The sequence below is a fragment of the Pontibacterium sinense genome, from assembly GCF_015209595.1.
GTDB lineage: Bacteria > Pseudomonadota > Gammaproteobacteria > Pseudomonadales > Balneatricaceae > Pontibacterium > Pontibacterium sinense.
The window spans coordinates 56,146-75,576 of the sequence record NZ_JADEYS010000016.1 but is presented as its reverse complement, the minus strand read 5'-3'; the positions used below and the strand labels follow the sequence as shown (position 1 = coordinate 75,576).

Genomic DNA, 19,431 nt, shown 5'->3' with positions numbered 1-19,431 from the left:
TTAAACAAACCTAATGTAAACAAATATGTTTACAATTCAAACAATTGTTTAGCTCATCCTAATCAACTAAACGTTGCATAAACGCTATGAAGGAATCATAACTTTCAATAGACACTGATGCGTTTAGCACCCTCAGAATGCTAATCCATTGGATCAGGTCTCTCCAAAAAAAGGACCGCTTTCCTCCACTGAGTGGCTCAATTCTATAAAATTGGATGTCCGAGCACCCTGCAAAACGTCCTGCACTACCGGTGTTTTGTCCCGACAGAAAATTTATTGCGCATCCTGCTAACCTGATACATAGATTAGGTACGGCAACGTAAAATACGTGTTCAGAAACAGTGAAGACTGACGATATATAACTCATACAAATATCTGGAGCTGCTCAAACGGATTTCGATGTAAATTAGAGATCGCTCGATCAAATAATCACTGGTAGTTAAATTTATACAGTGAACGGTGTACCGGATGTATCGATTAAATAACCGCTATTTACAGTAAAGCTGTAGAGAAAAGTCTTATGGATAAGCTACTTCGATCTTCGTTCTCAACGGAAGAACTGAAAAAGGTAGATGGCATCAGCACATCTGAGGTACGGGATGCCTGGGCTGAAGCCATGTCTGTTTTTTTTACGCCTGACCAGATAACCGATAGCACTCTGGCCAACAAACTCAGCATCTCAAACGACACATCCGGGTTTATCGATAACATCCTGTTTCCCGGCATGATGTCCATCAACGTCACAGCCTCCGGCCACCGATTTTCCCGTTCGGCACAAGATATCGCTAACGATGGTGTAGACGGTATTTTGGTGCAGTTTTGGCGAGAGGGACAGCTCCTGAGTGATGAAAGCGGCGATAAGCATACCCGCCCAGGGGACATTCACCTTGTTGATTTTTCTAGAGAAACGGACGTCAGTGCATCCGATTTTGATACCTACAACCTATTGATCCCAAGAGAACTGTTAGCAGACAGCGTCGATTTGGATGGCCTTCACCTAAAGACCTTATCTGGAGACCATGCTTCGGTGCGACTGCTTAGACGCCATCTATATGATCTGCATACAGAAGCACCAAACATGACTGCGGCCGAAGGGCTGGCACTGGTTGATCCGACAATGGCGTTAATAAAAGCCACCTTGACTGCCACGCCCGGTGCACAGGAAGAAGCGGCCCAGATAATTGATCGCAACCTGCTATTGGACATCAAACGGTTCATTGATACCAATCTCAGCACTCCTACACTCAATCCCGATATGATCGCCGCATCGCTGGGCTTGTCCAGATCTCGACTATATCGTCTGGCAGAGCCTCTCGGTGGCATACAGACGTTTATCCGCAATCGTCGCTTACGCCACGCCTTTCAATTATTGGTACTTAGGGGTAACGAGATCAACTCTTTAACCGCCTTGGCGTATGCAGAGGGATTTCAATCAGAGGACACGTTTCGACGGGCGTTTAAAAATGCGTTTGGCATGACTCCCAGTGAAGTCAAAGAGCAAGGTATGAAAGCGTATACGGAATACTATTCTTCATTTCCAAAGCACAAGAAATCTATGGCAATGGGAGAACATCTGTATCAACAGTGGGTATCAGACCTGTTTTGTTAAATTTTAATGCTGAGGCTTACCGCTCACCCTCTGTTTAACTGACACCCTCAAAACCTGACGTTCTGCCCCTGCGCTCCCAAATCATGACGAGGACCGGAAAAACACATCGTATCAAATCAAAGACAGATACATAGCAGAAAGCGAATTCTGATCTTCGAATTTCTGCCCATTCTATATTTCCCAAGTATGCGTCTTTTTTTGATCTTTGCTGGTTCTGCTAGCCCCCTACGCCCCCCTACCTGCTCTATAACGCGGTCAATAAATAACGACTTTCTCCGTTCATCGGGCGCAACAGGGTTTGCCTAAACCTGTTACACTGCGCGCAAATTTTTTGACTGAGATATTGCTATGAGTTTTGCCTCATTGGGTTTGAATCAAACATTACTGGATGCAGTGGCCGAGCAGGGTTATAACGCGCCAACCCCGATTCAGACTGAAGCGATTCCGGCGATTCTAGAAGGTCTGGACGTGATGGCCGGTGCGCAAACAGGCACCGGTAAAACGGCGGCCTTTGCCCTACCGATATTGCAGTTTTTGTCTGCACAAACACGCGACTCCAGCGGAAAAATATCAGTGCGGGCGTTGATCCTGACACCGACACGGGAACTGGCGCAGCAAGTTCATGCCAGCGTGGTTAAATACGGTGCGCAGACCGATCTACGCGCGGCACTGGTATACGGTGGAGCCAGCATCAACACGCAGATTGAAAGCCTGAAAGCGGGCGTAGATATTGTTGTGGCGACACCCGGTCGCCTGATTGATCTGATGTATAAACGTGCCGTCGACCTGAGTCAGGTCGAGTATATGGTGTTTGATGAAGCGGACCGCATGCTCGACATGGGTTTTATGGACGAGATTCAGCGGATATTGAAGGTGCTGCCATCCACCCGCCAAACGCTGCTGTTTTCAGCCACTTTTGACGATGAGATATTCAAGCTCAGCAAAGCCCTGCTGAAGACGCCGAAACTGATTGAAGTGGATGCGCGTAATACCGCATCGATTCAGGTGGAACAGCGTGTTTATGCCGTGGATGAAGATCGTAAGCGGGAGTTGATTTCCTACCTGATTGGTTCACAAAACTGGCAGCAGGTGCTGATATTCACCCGTACAAAATTAGGTGCGGACGCTCTGGCAAAAGAGATGTGCAAGGATGGCCTGAAGACACAGGCAATTCATGGTGACAAATCTCAAGGCGCACGTGAACGGGCATTGGAGGAGTTTCGGGAAGGCAAAACACGGGTACTGGTTGCCACCGATCTGGCCGCACGTGGTCTGGATATTGAGGAGCTTAAATATGTCGTCAACTACGAACTGCCCTTCAAAGCTGAAGACTACATCCACCGGATTGGCCGTACCGGGCGCGCAGGCGGCACTGGTTTAGCGATCTCGCTAGTATGTGAGGACGAAAACTATCTGCTGCAAGAGGTTGAAACCAAGCTCGAAACCCAACTGCCGCAACAGTGGTTACCGGGGTTTGAACCTGACTTAACACGGGAAGTGAAGAAAGCGCCCCGACGCAACAGTCGCGGCGCCCAGAAGCAACGCGCACGCGAGCGCGCACTGGGTAAGAAGCCCACTAAACGCCGTCGTTAAGGAATACGACCCAACAGGCAGGCACCTTACTCCATCATACGGGTTGCCTGCCGTTGACCCGCAACACACTTCATTTTCCTTTCTATACCCATCCAATCTGCCCTCACTCACTGATCTTTTTCTGCACATCTACGTATAGCTATATAAATCACCCGTTCAAGCGCTATACGGAGCCTGTTCAATGCACACCTCAACACCACCCTATCTCATCCGACTTTTCAGCCTTCTGACTGCCTTATCCCTGATTACCGGTTGCAGCAGTATGCAAATAGAGGATTTTAAGGGTCAGAAACCTCAACTCAATCTGGAAGAGTATTTCCTTGGGAGCACGACTGCCTGGGGCATCTTTGAGGATCGATTTGGCAAACTAAAGCGCAGCTTTAAAGTCCAAATAGACGGAAAAATCATAGATGGCGTGCTTGTTCTGAAAGAGGACTTTATCTATAGCGATGGAGAAACTTCACAGAGGATCTGGCATATCACGCCAGAGGGTAACGGTCGGTACACAGGTCGTGCAGATGACGTCATCGGTGTTGCTCAAGGCCGCGTTGTCGGTAACGCACTCAACTGGCGATATGACCTGAATTTGCCGGTCGGAGACTCCGTCTGGCGGGTGAGTTTTAACGATTGGATGTTTCTTCAATCCGATGGCGTGCTGATCAATAAAGCGCAGGTGAGTAAATGGGGCTTACATCTGGGAACCGTGACCCTGTTTTTTCAGAGCAACAAGCCCAATAATTGAGGCCTATCCCGATGTTACTGACAACTGATCTCGAACAACTTCAATCCATCAATAAAGTCATCGTCCACGCGGTCGCTCCCATGCTGTACCTGGTCACCATTGAAACCGAAATGGGGGAGATACTACTCTACGATGAGACTCACCAACCCTACCGGGCTCAGAACCTGGAGGCGATTAAGGAGATGTTGGAGTCTGTAGATGTTCAGGCAATGACATTGCGTCAGCAAAGCGCCTACGATGAAATGATCGGCCACCCGGAAAAAGACGCCGTGAATACATTGGAAGTTGTCCTATCGCCAACACGCGCAGGATATTGATCCTACCGAGCCCCTATCAAGGTAAGAACCATCACAGGACGGTTACTTTTTTGCCTGTGTCTGTGAGCCGAAGATAAGGAAATTGGTAGTACGTGGAAGAGAAATGGATCTGATTTAAATCTGACAGTTGCGCTCTGTTCCCGCACACACTGTCAGATCAGAAAGCTGAATGTTATGCATATGAATCGGGCCTGATCGACCCGATGTAACTTTCAGGCAACTGCCGAGCTGTTTACTCCGCCGCTTCGCCAACAGTCGTCAGGCCAAGGCTTGTCCAAGCCTGCATACCACCGCGGTAATATTTCATATTGGTGTCAGGGTAACCCGCTTTCAACAACTCACGCACCAGTCGTGGAGTCTGCCCACACCAGTAACCGTTACAGAACATTGCCACTGTTTTCGCTTTAGAGAAGTCCCACGAATCGCCTTTCTTCTCAGCACCCAGCTCTTCCAATGTATCCGCAGCTGATTCAGCTTCATCCATTACCGTGTAAGGAATGTTGATGGAACCTGGAATAGTCAGACGGTAATGCCAACCTTCAGTACGGGTATCAACTACCAGCACATCTTCGTTGGTCTGAGACTCAATCATGTACTGAACAAACTCACGTTCGCCGATGGTTTCTACATCATGTGGTTCGAACGGGTGAATTGGCTGTGGCATACCACGAAATGTCGTGCTGTACAGCTCGTGAATACGGTTATCAGGGCTTTGCGCGCGCTTCACTTCCACTTTGTCGCCGTCGTGATCAACGACAAAGGAGTAAAGGTCGGGAGCGATCATTGCTCGCTTACCACCTTCTGCAAGCACTGCCGGAGAAGATACGATTGCAGCAGCCAGAGCCAGACTGGTCACAGTTCTCTTAAACATGTTCCTTTACCACGCTGTTATATGTTTATCTTTATTTGTTATAAGAAAATATATATACACCAAACGTGTTTTAAAGGCTACGCAACAGCCTATAGACTTAGGGTGGAGAAGCCCGCCCCGAGAGGCCTATACGCGAGCTTAGTCCAGCATTTCGAGACTGAAGCGATCAGCATCATGATCAAGATTATGCACTGCGCAACGTGATTCAAATCCTGCTTGTTCGTCCATCATCTCTTTCTGACCAAATTCGTTGTTCTCAAGAAACTGAATCTGCGTCACACCTGCGTAGTAAAAAGCCATGACGGTTGCGGCTGTCTGATCACCCGCTTCTACTTTGTCTTTCCAGATGTGTTTTTTGTTCTGAATTTTCAGAACCTGACGTTTAAGCTTCCAGGCATAACGAATTTCGTCAAAGAACGGCTTCTTCACTACCAAAGCGTAGATACCACCGGTAATCAGCAAACCAATGATTACCCCTGCCAGATTGACCGCCATATTTGAGCCTTCCGGGTTCCCTGCCCACGCACGCATCATTGCAGAGATAGATAAACCCAGCACAAAAAAGATGGAACAGAAAATAATCGCAACCTTGCGCTGTTTCTTTCGATAAACGGCCTTATCGATCTGCCTTAGTTTCATGATGGCTCCGCTACCTATAATTGATGAAGGCGTGTAGACTACCGCATTTTTCAGCTATAGCCAGACCGATGTACTCAATAAAAGAGATCTTTTACAGCCTTCAGGGCGAAGGCGCTCACAGCGGCCGTCCTGCCATCTTCTGTCGCTTCACCGGCTGCAACCTGTGGTCTGGCCGAGAGCAGGACCGAGACACGGCGGTCTGCGATTTCTGTGATACGGATTTTATCGGCACTGACGGCAACAACGGCGGGAAATTTGCGGATGCAGATGCCCTGGTGGATTTTCTGCTAAGCCTTTGGCCGGCTGACCAGCAACACCGTTATGTCATCTTTACCGGCGGTGAACCTGCCTTACAGCTGGATGACGCGCTGATTGAAGCGTGCCATGGGGCAAACTTTGAAGTGGCGATTGAGACCAATGGCACAAAACCTCTACCCGCGGGTATCGATTGGATCTGCGTTAGCCCTAAAGCCGACGCAAGACTCGTGATCACTCAGGGTAACGAGCTCAAGCTGGTCTACCCCCAACCACTGGCCCAGCCCGAACGCTTTGCAGATCTTGCCTTTGAGCACTTCTATCTTCAACCGATGGACGGCCCTTTGCGCCAGATGTACACCAAAGATACGGTGGAATACTGCCTCGCTCATCCCCTATGGAAACTCAGCCTCCAAACCCATAAGGCTTTGGGGATCGAGTAACGCCACGCTGCATGTAGATTCAGGCCGTCACTGTACGGGCACGTAAGTTCCGGTAAAAAATCAGAACAAAGGCTGGAACGTTCATCAACACACCGTAGGCCAGCGCGCTGGCCGACATCTCTGCGTTTTGGAGTACCGCTCCGGTCACCAACAACGCCGTGCCTGCATTTTGTACGCCCACCTCAATACCAAGCGTGAGCGCCTGCTGACTCTGCACTCCCAGCTGCTTTGCAATGCCGTATCCCAGCCCAAAGGCCAGCGAGATCAACAGGAAAACCGCCGGGCCCAGCACACCAATCAATTCAGGCAGCTGATTCCAATTGGCTTTTACAATACCGACCACCACCATCAGCAAGAATATCATCGACAGGGTTTTGACCCCGGTTTGCAGCCGTAAGCAAAAAGCAGGAAAGCGGTGATGTAAAAAGACGCCGATAACCACTGGGATGATGGTCATCACCACCAGTTTGATCATCGTGGTCAGAACAGGAAAACCGGAGAACTCCGTTTCCCCCATCCAATACTGTAAACTCAACAGGGTCAGGAATGGCAGAGTAAACGGTGCAATCATACTGACAATCGCCGTCATACTGACCGATAGTGCCGTATCGCCCCGCGCCAGATAGGTGATCATATTGGATGTTGCGCCACCCGGTGCGAACGTGAGGATCATCAGCCCCACCGCCAACGCAGGTGGTAATTCAAGCAGGCTTACCACAATAAATCCAAGCACGGGTAATAACAGCAACTGCATCGTTATCCCAAGAACAGTCATCCCTGGCCGCTTGAACACCTGCCGGAAATCCGCGATTGATAATGACAATCCAACTCCGAGCATAATGGTAAAAAGTGCAGCTGGCAGAACCACCTGAGTCATCAAACTGCTTTCCATGTTCACACCTGTCCTATCTTACAAAATGTCGATCTGGCCTGTAGAAAACCGGCGCAATCACCCGCCATAACAGGGCTGCCGAAGTATGCCCACATATACTGTGGATAACTCTGTGGGTTTAGACTCGAAAACGTCATCAAAGCCACGTAAATACTTAACACTCAGCGCATTGATCATTTTTTAACCAGATAATTTCAAACTATAAAAATCAATAAGTTACAATCACTTCAGCAGAAGATTTCTATAATTTATCGCTAATTTGTTAAAGTTCCCAGCATTCCTGAACAAAACGCTGAAACTATGAGAAAATCCCGTTTGGCAGAACCTTTTACACCCCCTGCATTCAGGGATGCACACGCTAATTAAGAGTATTCTTATACACCATGAGTAGAGAACTGAGTCAACAGCAAGCCGCAGAACGTGTCACGCTCATTGGCGCCATACTCGACTTCGTCCTTGGCATCGCCAAAATAGTGGTCGGCATCCTATCCCATTCCAGTGCTCTGGTGGTCGATGGTATCCATTCATTATCCGATTTGGTCACAGATGGAATGGTGGTGGTTGTCCTGCGCATCTCTCATCAGGAGCCGGATGAAGACCACCCTTGGGGTCATGGCCGCTTTGAAACCGTGGGTACGGTGGTATTGGGCTGTGCACTGATCGCAGTTGCCGGTGCGATGGCCTATGAAAGTATTAAATTGCTGTTTACCGATACGCAACCGCTCACACCTGAGTGGCCTGCGCTGGTGATTGCAGCCTTATCCATTGCGAGTAAAGAGTGGATTTTCCATTACACCATGCGCGTGGGTAAGGCGATTAAGTCCGACCTGGTGATCGCCAATGCCTGGCACAGCCGCACCGATGCGCTGTCATCTATTGTTGTATTGATTGGTGTTGCCGGTGCCATGATGGGCGTTTGGTGGCTCGATGCACTGGCCGCACTGGTCGTCTCTGTGATTGTCGGTAAAATCGGCTGGGAAATGACCTGGGATAGTATCAAGGAGTTGGTTGATACGGCCCTGCCGGAGGAGCGCATCGCAGCCTACCATGACGTGGTTATGCAGGTAGAGGGCATCCTTAACGTCCATAGCTTTAAAAGCCGAAAGATGGCCGGCCAGAGCCAACTGGAGATGCATATACAGGTTTCTCCGACGCTTTCAGCATCCGAAGGTCATTATATTGGTGACACTGCAATCTGCCGTCTTCAGGAGGCATTCGAAGACGTGGGCCATGTCATCTTCCATATCGATACCTACGACGATGAAACCGAGCAGGTGTGCAAAACACTCCCATTACGCGGCGAAGTTGAGCGCGAGATTCATGCGGGGCTCTCACAGATCGCACCTGATCTGGCAGCACCTATGCGGCTGGTATTGCATTACAACGATGGCATCGATGCAGAGCTGTTTTTCGCATCCGACTCGTTATTGAATCCGACGCTTGCCAGTGAGCTGAAAGCAGCTATGAATCACCCGGTCTGGCTAGAAAACGTAAGTATCTGGATCAGTAATGATGGACAACATTAATTGAGTAACTATCAACGTCCGAGCCATCGTCAACAAAGCGAACTGATCATCAAGAACAGTCGCTTTATTACGACGGTGGCACCCACCCCCGATAAAACCAGCGCCGATGCCTTTGTTCAGCAGTTACGCGAAGAACATCCTTCTGCCAATCACAACTGCTGGGCCTATGTCGCGGGTTCTCCCGATGATTCCCGACACTGGGGATGCAGCGATGACGGTGAACCCAAAGGAACCGCTGGCCGCCCGATGCTCAATGTGCTCTCGCACAGTGGACTGGGAGATATCAGTGTTGTTGTTACCCGATATTTCGGAGGCATCAAATTAGGCACTGGCGGATTGGTACGGGCATATAGTCAGGCTGTGCGCGAAGGTCTCGACATACTTGATCTGGAGAACGTGGTTGCCAAAACACCTGTACGGATCAGTGCTGACTTTTCTATGACCGGTCAGCTTGAGTACCTACTGGGCCAGTTCGATGTGAATATCACCCAACGTGACTGGCAAGCTCAATTGCTGATTGAAGGGTTGATCGAGACGTCAAAACTGGAGGATTTCCAGCAAGCTCTCCAGCCTTACCCGGCAATTACTTTATCCAAATGCGAGTAAGCCGCTTCCAGCGCGGATTCTCGCTGCTCATGTAAGCAGCGCTCAGGTAGCAACCGCAATATCTGCATCCGCGACAACACATTGTGCACAACGTCATTCGTACCAATCACATAGACTTCACGGCATGCCGCTTGTGAATCGACAATCATATCTTCGATCGCCATGGCAGTAGACACGTCAATCATTGGTACCCGGCTGAAATCCAAAATGAGTGCATCGTGTTTTTGCGCTTGCTGTAACTTCTGGATAATCCCTTTGGCGGCGCCATAACTGACAGGCCCATTGAAGTGGTAGAGCAAGATACGTCCGGCCGCCTGTCTTAGTACTTCGTTTTCACGCGCATTGAGCAGATCATGCTCATCGTCAGCATCACTGATCACCTGAACCGCCGCGATCTGCGTGTCAGCCAATCGCTTAACCGTAATGATATTCGCCAGAAACACACCTGCTAACACAGCCGTCACCAGATCAACAAATACGGTCAGACCAAACACCAGCAACATTAACACGACCACAAACATCGGAGCCCGATGTAAGCGCTGCAGGAACTTCCAATCGATGATATCGATCCCTACTTTGATCAGAATTCCTGCTAATACCGCATGGGGGATATTTTCTGCCAACGGTCCTGCGCCCAACACAATTGCTAACAAAGCCAACGCATGCACACTACCCGAGATAGGTGTCTTACCTCCGGCACGAATGTTCACCACCGTACGCATCGTTGCTCCCGCACCAGGCAAACCACCAAACAACCCTGCGACCATATTACCGATCCCCTGCCCCACCAGCTCACGGTCCGAGTTATGGTGGGTTTTGGTCATATTATCTGCAACTAAGGAGGTCAAAAGAGAATCCACAGAGCCTAATGCGGCCAGCATCAGCGCTGCCTGCACCATTTCCTGAAACAGATCTGCATTGAATGTCGGCCACTGCAACGATGGCAAGCCGGTGGGTATCTCGCCGATGACCGTCAGGGAGTCGTCCCGTAGCAAGAACAACGACAACAACGTACCGATAATCAGTGCAACCAGCGGCGACGGGATCAGCGTGGCTAACCGACGAGGCAAGAAAAAAAGGGTCGCCAGTGATAGCAAACCTAACAGCAAGGCACTGAGATTAGTTTGTTCAATAAATGCCGGGAGTGCCTCAACAGCGTCAATCACCCCACCGGGTGCGGCGTGTCCAAGCAGTGGCCCGAGCTGGAGCAGGATAATAATCACCCCGATACCGCTCATAAACCCGGATATCACTGGAAATGGCACCAGCGTGATGTACTTCCCCAACCGTAACAATCCGAACAGTGCCTGAAACGCACCGCCCATAATAACTACAGTGAAGGCCAGTATTGGCCCGCTGTTGGGATCAATCGCGACAAACTGGGTAAAAACGGCCGCCATGACAACAGTCATTGGCCCTGTCGGGCCGGATACTTGAGAGGGTGTACCACCAAAAAGCGCAGCAAAAAGACCCACGAAGATTGCGCCGTAAAGGCCTGCAATAGCCCCCACACCGGAAGAAACACCAAACGCCAGCGCCAGTGGCAAGGCCACCACAGCCGCCGTCAGGCCGCCATAAAGGTCTCCACGAATATTGGACGTACTGAACCCTGAAATCAGCTGCACCCCGAATACCCCTATCCTTTGGCGGGCAAATAAGCAGTCTACGCAGCGAAGCGGTTCACCGTAAATCCTTACATGGTCGAACATTCAGGAAACCACGAATAAGTCCGATGCTTTCTCAGCAGATGGTACGTTGTTTAGCACTTAGGACTGGATCGCACGCTCACTAGTTAGTAAGCGTATCATCTTCATCAGTGGACGGCTGTGCTGCGGAAAGTTGTGCAAGTTCATTCGGATCTCTGCGATAGATATCAGTGCGGAACTGCAATACCCCACTATCCCTATCGACCCACGCTGTCCTATACCGTGTAAAGATCTCCACATCACCCGGCAGATCAGAAATACTGGCAGCTTCTGTTTCCAGCTGAGTATCCAGATAAGACAGGGGTTGAGCCTCACTTTTCTCAAGTATCAATTGTGCCAGTAAACGCGGATCTTCAATTCGAATACAACCGGAGCTGAATGTACGTCTTGGCTCATCAAACAGGTGTTTTCCCGGCGTTCCATGCATGTAGATCGAGAAATCGTTAGGGAAAATAAACTTCAATTGGCCAAGTGGGTTGGTATTACCGGGTGGCTGCCAGAAGCGGTACTGTTCAGACAATGCACCACGATAGAAGTGGGACATATCGAGTTCCTCTACAGCCACAACATTCGGCTGGTGATGCCAGCCCTTTACTAACTTCACACCCAGGCGATCAAATTTTTCCCGCTCCTGTAATGTGGGCAGGATATCTTCAAACGCAATTCTGCGCGGTACATTCCAGTCGGGATTGAATTCCAGTGCTTTTAAGGTGCTGTTCATGACCGGAGTCGGCCGTTCCTTGCGCCCAACAATAACCCGCATCTCGACGATGAGTTGGTCATCGCGATAGTAACGTAGCTGATAGTCTGGAATATTAATTTCAATGTAATCCCGCTGCTGGGCTACCTGGTCAACCTGCTCTCTCTGCCTATTGACCAAAAGCTGCTGCCACCGCTTGCGTGGAGAGATATTCAAGGCTTTACGCGTATTCGGCCCAACAATGCCATCAACTTTCAATCCGTGCCGACGCTGAAATGCGCCCACCGCAGAGCTCAGCCTAGAATCAAAGTATTGCTTATTAGATAACGGGTGGTCATAAGAATAGTCGCCCAGCGCTCTCAGGCGTTCACGTATCTGTTCAACCTGGGCATGCCGCTTCCCTTCACGTAGCAGAAACCGGCCGGTCAGCGTTTCCCAGCGCCCGTTTTGGGCCAGACGTCTGTAGTGCTGGATAGCAGCATCCATCGTATGAAACTGCACAGAGCTGTGCGTCTGATTATCAATAATACCTGACCAGTCTGCGGTCTGACTCTGTGTTTCACATAACGCTGTCCGTTCATTAGACCCGCAAAAAACGTCTATTCCATGACCCGTTGTTGCCCAAAAAAGCAACACAAATGATGCGGGCAGATAGGCAATTTTCATTGTTCCCGTCTCCCGTAAAAAAAACCTGAAGTAATCAGATTAGCGGCCGATACACCATTTTGAGGGACTAATAGGCACCGCTGTATTCGTTCAGGGATACAAATCAGTTTAGCAAAGCCTTATTCTCTTTTTTGGCTAAGAGTTAATTTATAGGATGGCATCGCACAGGATGATTGCGGGCTTTCCAGGGTAAACGCGTTGCAGTTTTGGATTAACGCGTGAGGGGTTGTATGAAATTCGCTGAAAACACCGGTCAAGCGGCAGAATACCTGCGGCAGGCGATACCACTAATGGTGAAGCACAATATTCCACCAAATCCACTCAACTATGCGTTGTGGTATACATACGTATCCAATCGCGTACCGGAGCTGAATCAGGAGCTGGATAAGACACTGACGACCTACGGCACCTGCCCGAATCTGGTTGGCGAACAGATGTTCCGCCAGCACATGATCAAAGATGAGGTCGACAGTGCCGAGAACGTTCAAGCCGGGTTAATCGCCCTAGTGAATGATCTGCATGAACATGCATCTGTGACGGCAGAAGAAACTAAAAACTATTCCGATACGCTGCAAGATAGCCTGGAAGCCCTTCAGGCCGATGGCGGTCCGGCGTTACCTCTGGAAAGTATTATCCAGACACTGGCGCGCAAAACACAGGATATCAGCGATAGCACTCAACGCTTCCAAACACGTATCGATGATGCGCAGTCTGAGATTGAGTCCCTAAAAGCCGAGCTTGAAAAAACACGTCAGGACGCGCGCGTTGACCCACTCACAGGACTGTTCAACCGACGGGTATTTGAAACCGAGTTGGGCACCCTGCTCTACAGCGGCAATGCCGGTGCAGTCACGCTGGTCATGGTCGACGTCGATCATTTCAAGAAATTCAATGACACCTATGGCCACCTGATGGGCGACAAAGTGCTGCAATACGTGGGCAAACTGCTACGCGATTTCTGCCCTGAGCCTATGTTGGCGGTACGCTATGGCGGTGAAGAGTTTGCGGTGATTATGCCTGCGCTGACCGCAAGCAAGTCGGCTGAACTGGCAAATGCCTTACGCGAAAAGATTCAGGCGATCCGCATCAAGCAGAAAAAATCAGGCGAAGTCATCAGCTCGATTACTGCGTCATTTGGTGTCGCTGAAAGCCGTCAGGAAGATTCAATCAACACCCTGATTGAGCGTGCAGATAAAGCGCTTTACAGCGCGAAGGAAGGCGGACGCAATCAGGTCCAAATCGCGCCCTGATCAAAACGCCTACTCCACTAAATAAAAGAACGGGTAGCCTGAGCTACCCGTTTTTTTGTTCTCTGAGCGCTGAAATCTCAGCGCATCTGCAGCGTTGCCTTACTTAGCAGGCTCACGCATCGTGACAAACTCTTCAGCCGCCGTTGGGTGAATACCAATCGTAGAATCGAATACAGCTTTGGTCGCGCCCGCTTTCAGTGCAATGGCAATTCCCTGAATGATCTCACCTGCATCCGGCCCAACCATATGCACACCCAGCACTTTGTCACTGTCACGATCAACCAGCATCTTCATAAAGGTCTTCTCGTCACTGCCGCTCAGAGTGTGTTTCATGGCACGGAAGTTGGATTTGTATACATCTACGTTTTCGTACTGCTCGCGTGCCTGCTCTTCTGTCAGGCCCACCGTGCCAATATTCGGCTGGCAGAATACCGCGGTGGCAATCAGATCATAATCTACTTTCTGATCCTGACCGCCGTAGAGGTTACGCACCAACGCCATGCCTTCAGCCAATGCAACGGGGGTCAGCTGAACCCGATCGATCACATCGCCAATCGCATAAACGGAAGGCACGTTAGTCTGGAACTGGTCATTCACCACAATCGCGCCATTTTTGCCCTGCTCAATACCCAGCGCTTCTAATCCCAGTCCAATCACTTTCGGATTACGCCCGGTCGCATACATAATTGCATCCGCTTCAACAGTAGACCCATCGGTCAGGGTCGCCAGTAACGAGCCATCGGTCTGCTTTTCAATCGCGGTAATATTGGTGTTGAAACGCAGATTGATATCTTTCTTCGCGACCTCTTCTGCAGTGAACTCACGCACTTCATTATCAAAACCTCGCAGGAACATTTCACCGCGATAGATCAAATCCGTTTTTGCACCTAAGCCTGCGAAGATGCCCGCAAACTCAACGGCGATGTAACCACCACCGACCACAATGGCACGTTTCGGAAATTCGTCCAGGTAGAACACTTCGTTGGAACTAATCACATGTTCGCTACCCGGAAACTCCGGTACGTTTGGCCAGCCGCCTACCGCAACCAGAATCCGCTCTGCCGTATAGGTTTTATCACCCACGGCAACCGTGTGCGCATCCACCAAGGTGGCACGTCCGTTGATCAGCTCACAACCGGAATTGACCAATAGGTTGTTGTAAATACCATTCAGACGTTCGATCTCTTTGGTCTTGTTGTCACGCAATGTGGGCCAGTCAAATTGAGCTTCACCCGAAGTCCAGCCGAAACCACGTGCATTTTCAAAGTCTTCAGCATAGTGAGAGGCATATACAAACAGCTTTTTAGGTACACAACCTACGTTTACGCAGGTGCCACCCAAATGACGGTCTTCAGCTACGGCGACTCTTACGCCCATCGCTGCAGCCATACGTCCAGCGCGTACACCACCGGAACCGGCACCAATTACAAACAGGTCAAAATCAAAATCTGCCACAATGCGGCTCCTTCTGCTCAATGTAAGTTGCGGGGGTTACTCTAGCGTGTGACGGGACAATCTACCAATAGAAAACCGCTAACCGAAAGATTGCATCTTTCTATCAGCATCACGCTAACCACTTAAACAGCATAACTTTTTTTGTGGGTAATACTCACCAACAAACTTCATTTGATACACTGTGTTGCATCTTTTACCCCGGAGATTTACTTCAGATGAAACTCATTTGCTTCAACGTAAACGGCCTCCGTGCCCGCCTGCACCAGCTAAAAGCCGTGATCGAAAAATACCAGCCCGATGTCATCGGCATTCAGGAAACTAAGGTTTCTGATCCAGAATTCCCGGTTGCTGATGTCGAAGCGCTGGGCTATCACGTTGAGTTTCACGGCCAAAAGGGACACTACGGTGTGTGCCTGATCTCAAAAGAGAAGCCTCTGACGTTGCAAAAGGGCTTTTCCGGCGACGCCGAAGATGCACAGCGCCGTATGATCATGGGTGAATATAATGATGGAAACGGCGGCAGCGTACTCATTCTCAACGGGTACTTCCCTCAAGGTGAAAGCGTTGATCATGAAACCAAGTTTCCAGCAAAAGAGAAGTTTTACGCAGACCTTCAGGTCCACCTAGAGGAAAACTGTGATCCAACAAAACCGATTGTCGTGATGGGAGATCTGAACATCTCTCCGCAAGACATTGATATCGGTATCGGTGAAAACAACCGTAAACGTTGGTTACGGACCGGTAAAGCCAGCTTTCAACCCATTGAGCGTGAATGGCTCGGCACATTGCAAGGTTGGGGTCTGACCGATACGTTCCGCCATCTTTACCCGGACAATCATGAAACTTTTAGCTGGTTCGATTACCGCTCGAAAGGTTTTGATCGTGAGCCAAAACGCGGGCTGCGCATTGATGGTATTTTGGTCACCGACACGTTACTCGAGAAGTGTGTCGACGCCGGAGTAGATTACGAAATTCGGGGAATGGAAAAACCGTCCGACCACGCGCCTCTTTGGGCTGAGTTCAAACTGTAAACAAGCCGTCGTCTATTCTTCATAATCCGTCGGGCAGACAAAGCCCGGCGGTTTAACTACCAACAGGTCACAAGGTAACGAACCCAGCATCCGCTCCACGGTACTGCCACTTAGAATTCGCTCTAACATCCCTTTCGCCACATGCCCGACCACCAGCAGTGACACCGGAACCCTCTGAGCATAGTCAGGCAACACCTTGTGTGCCTCGCCTTCCAAAATACTCACTTCCGGACTGCCGATACCTAAACCATAAGGCTCCAACACTGTATCGATACGCTCACGGTGCTCTTGCAACACCTTGCTTTGTAACGCTTCGTAATCGGTCACAACATGTTCATCAAAAATTGCCGAATGAGGCAATGCATGAAAGCTATGAACCACCCGCATCTGGCTTCCAAGTATTAATGCCATCTGCTGCGCCATATCCAGCACCGCATTATCCAACGCAACAGGTTCCGGGCAAGGGTGAAACGGATCTATACTCGCTGCCAGACCAACCTGATCTGGCCAGCCTTGTTTCCTCGCCAACAAGAGCGGTGCAGGACACTCACGAATTAACGTCCGCTCAGCATCTGGGGAGAAGAGTTCGGTCACTATGTTGTGATGTGTCATCGACGCAATCACCAGATCCGGCTCAAAACGCTGTATTTTACGCATCACGCCTTCGACCAGATGACGTTCCCAATAGACGTCCAGGCCCACTTTGATCTGCTGTGCTTCAAGCGGTGCGGACAGCGCCTCCAGCTTTGCTTCAACACCTTTCACATAACCGTGCTCTGCGTGAAGCTCGGCTTTCTTATCAAACAAGTAGTCCCGATGCAGCTCGCGACTGTAAACAGAACAAAATAGCTCAACTGATGCGCCAGACAACTGTGCAAGTCGACCGGTCCTGGCCATTAATGACGCATTATCATCTTCCGGGCTGAGTTGAACGAGAATTCGCTGTATACCGGACATAGGCGATTCCCAGAGAATTTCAGAATATGTAAGAAAGCTTAGCTTATTCTTGTATGATCGCTCGCCATCTACATATCCCGCTCAGCCGTTCGTTTCCGTTATGTCATTTCAGAATAGAACCTACGCTATTTCTACAAAATCAGGTCTAAAAACCGACTTTATATTAGATATTATTAATATATAATATAAGACAATTCTAATTTCACTCTATGTTCTGAATTCAACAGGGATTACACAATGACTATCAATGCTGCACTTCGCCTGATGGCGGGTACCGTTATCATTGCCAGCCTGGCTCTGGGCACATACGTCAATGAATATTGGTATTACCTAACAGGTTTTGTTGGCCTGAACCTCTTTCAATCGGCATTTACGAAATGGTGCCCGGCAGTTGCTATCTTCCAGATGGTTGGCCTGAAAGCAGAGTCTTGCAGCACCGGTGGTATGACGGTCAATCAGGGCGTGCACATCATCGCAGGTCTGATTGTCATGGCAACGGTTGGCGCCGTTCTATTCGCAGGTATGACCGGTCAGTTGCTGATCGTTACCGCCGTTGTGGGTGTGAGTCTGGCTCAGTCTTCTGTAACAGGTTGGTGCCCGGCAATCATGATCGCTCGTCTGGTGGGTTTCAAACAGACAACGGTAAGCTAAGTAATCCAGCCCCGGATTCATTTAACGCCGGGGCACGCTTCAACACACTCCTCTATCCGGAGCTTTACACCGCCCTTTAGGGCGGTGTTTTTTATTCCGCTTAATGGTTCAACCACCCCTTTCCCTCTCTCTCGAAAAATTCCCGCCCAATTCATCAAATCTATCGTTCAGAAAAGGTAATTACGGCCGATGTTGTTTACAATAATCAGCGCTAATACCTTTGAATCACATAAGGAAATTCGGTTGGCCATTCGTCTTCTCAACCTACTGGCTCCGGCAACGATCCTATTTATCGCAGTAGTACTACTGATAGATCCGGTGTCTCAACTTTCTGCCGCCAACAAAACATCCTTAGGCCAACTCCCCTATGCGCTGGCTTTAGTTGTTGCACTGCTTGCCTATGGCTTTAACCGTAATCAGATTCTGTTTGCAACGCTGAACCTGATTAGCGCCTATCTGATGATTCAACTGGGATTGCAGGTCAGCCTCGATCAACCCAATGCCTACGTGCTTTTCAGCATACTCAGCATCCTGCTACCAATTAATATCACGTTTATTGCAACCTATAGTGAAAGAGGTTTGTTCACTCCCCTGGGGCTGACACGTTTGGCCGGCGTATTGATTGGATACCTTTTACTCGGACTTCTGTGGTCCAACGGCGCACTGGCAACTCAGCTTCCTAACCTACCGACCAATATGTTCGAAATGTTCTTCGCCGAACGCTTCCTAAGCAATATGTCCGCTGTGTTCTATGGTGTGGCCCTGCTGACGACGCTGATCTACTTTGTCACCCAGCGAGGCCATGGCAGTGCGGGGGTATTAATTTCGCTGGTCGCCAGTCTGTTCATGTTTATCTGGTTTGACCTGCCGAATGTATCCACGCTGCTGGTCACCGCAGCACTGATTGCAATGGGGATCGCGGTTTTGCAGAGCAGTCATAAAATGGCCTATCTGGACGAACTCACGGAAATACCCGCGCGCCGGGCCTTGCAGGATAAACTGGCAACATTAGGTAAGCGCTATACGCTGGCAATGGTCGATATCGATCACTTCAAGAAATTCAACGATACCTACGGGCATGATATTGGGGATCAGGTACTGCGTATGGTGGCAGCTAAATTGGCTTCCGTTAGCGGTGGTGGAAAAGCTTATCGTTACGGTGGTGAAGAGTTCACGTTGGTCTTTCCGGGAAAAGATGAAGCCCAAGCGCTGCCTTTCATTGAGCAGCTGCGTGAACTGATCGCCAACTATCCACTGTATATTCGTGGTGATCAGCGCCCTGAAGATGAGAAACGGGGCGCCCAGATGCGTAAACAGAAGGAAACGTCAGACCATACAAACGTCACCATCAGCATCGGTGTGTGTGAGAAAACAGACGAATACTTAGATGCTTCGGAAGTTATGAAGCAGGCCGACAAGTCTCTGTATGAAGCGAAGAATAATGGCCGCAACCAATCAGTCGCAGCCCATTATAAACCTGAGACGCCCAAACGCCGTCGAACGCGCAAAGACTACGTATAAT

The 19,431-nt window shown here is 49.7% G+C and carries 18 protein-coding genes; 11 read left to right on the top strand and 7 right to left on the bottom strand.

The window, feature by feature from the left end:
- Window positions 1-520 precede the first annotated feature (520 nt).
- From IOQ59_RS15220 to IOQ59_RS15205, 4 genes are all read left to right on the top strand, one after another.
- On the top strand, window positions 521-1,609 hold the full coding sequence (locus IOQ59_RS15220) for a helix-turn-helix domain-containing protein (protein WP_193954253.1): 1,089 nt from the start codon (window positions 521-523) through the stop codon (window positions 1,607-1,609).
- Between the two features lie 348 nt (window positions 1,610-1,957).
- Window positions 1,958-3,202 (top strand): DEAD/DEAH box helicase, encoded by a 1,245-nt coding sequence (locus IOQ59_RS15215; protein WP_193954252.1) that lies wholly within the window; start codon window positions 1,958-1,960, stop codon window positions 3,200-3,202.
- 181 nt (window positions 3,203-3,383) lie between these two features.
- Window positions 3,384-3,944, top strand: a complete 561-nt coding sequence (locus IOQ59_RS15210; protein ID WP_193954250.1) for a DUF3833 domain-containing protein — start codon at window positions 3,384-3,386, stop codon at window positions 3,942-3,944.
- A gap of 11 nt (window positions 3,945-3,955) precedes the next feature.
- Complete coding sequence (locus IOQ59_RS15205; protein ID WP_193954248.1) at window positions 3,956-4,261, top strand: DUF6482 family protein; 306 nt, start codon at window positions 3,956-3,958, stop codon at window positions 4,259-4,261.
- A gap of 232 nt (window positions 4,262-4,493) precedes the next feature.
- On the opposite strand, the gene IOQ59_RS15200 is transcribed toward IOQ59_RS15205, so the two are convergent.
- Window positions 4,494-5,132 carry a rhodanese-like domain-containing protein gene (locus IOQ59_RS15200; RefSeq protein WP_193954246.1) on the bottom strand — a complete coding sequence of 213 codons (639 nt, stop codon included), beginning with the start codon at window positions 5,130-5,132 and terminating at the stop codon, window positions 4,494-4,496.
- A gap of 138 nt (window positions 5,133-5,270) precedes the next feature.
- On the bottom strand, window positions 5,271-5,771 hold the full coding sequence (locus IOQ59_RS15195) for a DUF3087 family protein (protein WP_193954244.1): 501 nt from the start codon (window positions 5,769-5,771) through the stop codon (window positions 5,271-5,273).
- A 68-nt stretch (window positions 5,772-5,839) separates the two neighbouring features.
- Between IOQ59_RS15195 and queE the strand changes: the two genes are divergently transcribed.
- Complete coding sequence (gene queE / locus IOQ59_RS15190; protein WP_193954243.1) at window positions 5,840-6,469, top strand: 7-carboxy-7-deazaguanine synthase; 630 nt, start codon at window positions 5,840-5,842, stop codon at window positions 6,467-6,469.
- Between the two features lie 19 nt (window positions 6,470-6,488).
- Here the strand turns inward: queE and IOQ59_RS15185 are convergent, their stop codons facing one another.
- Window positions 6,489-7,361, bottom strand: a complete 873-nt coding sequence (locus IOQ59_RS15185) for a bile acid:sodium symporter family protein (protein WP_193954241.1) — start codon at window positions 7,359-7,361, stop codon at window positions 6,489-6,491.
- Between the two features lie 383 nt (window positions 7,362-7,744).
- Between IOQ59_RS15185 and IOQ59_RS15180 the strand changes: the two genes are divergently transcribed.
- Window positions 7,745-8,887 carry a cation diffusion facilitator family transporter gene (locus IOQ59_RS15180; RefSeq protein ID WP_193954239.1) on the top strand — a complete coding sequence of 381 codons (1,143 nt, stop codon included), beginning with the start codon at window positions 7,745-7,747 and terminating at the stop codon, window positions 8,885-8,887.
- A complete protein-coding gene (locus tag IOQ59_RS15175) occupies window positions 8,888-9,493 on the top strand; it encodes a YigZ family protein (RefSeq protein WP_193954238.1) in 606 nt (201 codons plus the stop codon).
- On the opposite strand, the gene IOQ59_RS15170 is transcribed toward IOQ59_RS15175, so the two are convergent.
- Entirely contained in the window at window positions 9,460-11,118 is a 1,659-nt protein-coding gene (locus tag IOQ59_RS15170) for a SulP family inorganic anion transporter (RefSeq protein ID WP_371871879.1), read from the bottom strand. The genes IOQ59_RS15175 and IOQ59_RS15170 overlap by 34 nt on opposite strands.
- Window positions 11,119-11,281: 163 nt before the next feature.
- Complete coding sequence (locus IOQ59_RS15165) at window positions 11,282-12,565, bottom strand: L,D-transpeptidase family protein (RefSeq protein WP_193954236.1); 1,284 nt, start codon at window positions 12,563-12,565, stop codon at window positions 11,282-11,284.
- A gap of 230 nt (window positions 12,566-12,795) precedes the next feature.
- On the opposite strand from IOQ59_RS15165, the gene IOQ59_RS15160 reads away from it, so the two are divergent.
- A complete protein-coding gene (locus tag IOQ59_RS15160; protein ID WP_193954234.1) occupies window positions 12,796-13,815 on the top strand; it encodes a GGDEF domain-containing protein in 1,020 nt (339 codons plus the stop codon).
- 99 nt (window positions 13,816-13,914) lie between these two features.
- Here IOQ59_RS15160 and gor read toward each other — a convergent pair whose 3' ends face one another.
- On the bottom strand, window positions 13,915-15,270 hold the full coding sequence (gor, locus tag IOQ59_RS15155) for a glutathione-disulfide reductase (protein WP_193954233.1): 1,356 nt from the start codon (window positions 15,268-15,270) through the stop codon (window positions 13,915-13,917).
- A gap of 215 nt (window positions 15,271-15,485) precedes the next feature.
- On the opposite strand from gor, the gene xthA reads away from it, so the two are divergent.
- Entirely contained in the window at window positions 15,486-16,301 is an 816-nt protein-coding gene (xthA, locus tag IOQ59_RS15150) for an exodeoxyribonuclease III (RefSeq protein WP_193954231.1), read from the top strand.
- A gap of 12 nt (window positions 16,302-16,313) precedes the next feature.
- Here the strand turns inward: xthA and IOQ59_RS15145 are convergent, their stop codons facing one another.
- On the bottom strand, window positions 16,314-17,258 hold the full coding sequence (locus IOQ59_RS15145; protein ID WP_193954230.1) for a universal stress protein: 945 nt from the start codon (window positions 17,256-17,258) through the stop codon (window positions 16,314-16,316).
- 237 nt (window positions 17,259-17,495) lie between these two features.
- Here IOQ59_RS15145 and IOQ59_RS15140 point away from each other — a divergent pair, with 237 nt between their 5' ends.
- Together IOQ59_RS15140 and IOQ59_RS15135 are read left to right on the top strand one after the other, a co-directional pair.
- Complete coding sequence (locus tag IOQ59_RS15140; protein WP_193954229.1) at window positions 17,496-17,909, top strand: YgaP family membrane protein; 414 nt, start codon at window positions 17,496-17,498, stop codon at window positions 17,907-17,909.
- Window positions 17,910-18,098: 189 nt separating this feature from the next.
- Window positions 18,099-19,430, top strand: coding sequence for a GGDEF domain-containing protein (locus tag IOQ59_RS15135; protein ID WP_193954227.1), 1,332 nt, complete (start codon window positions 18,099-18,101; stop codon window positions 19,428-19,430).
- Window position 19,431 lies beyond the last annotated feature (1 nt).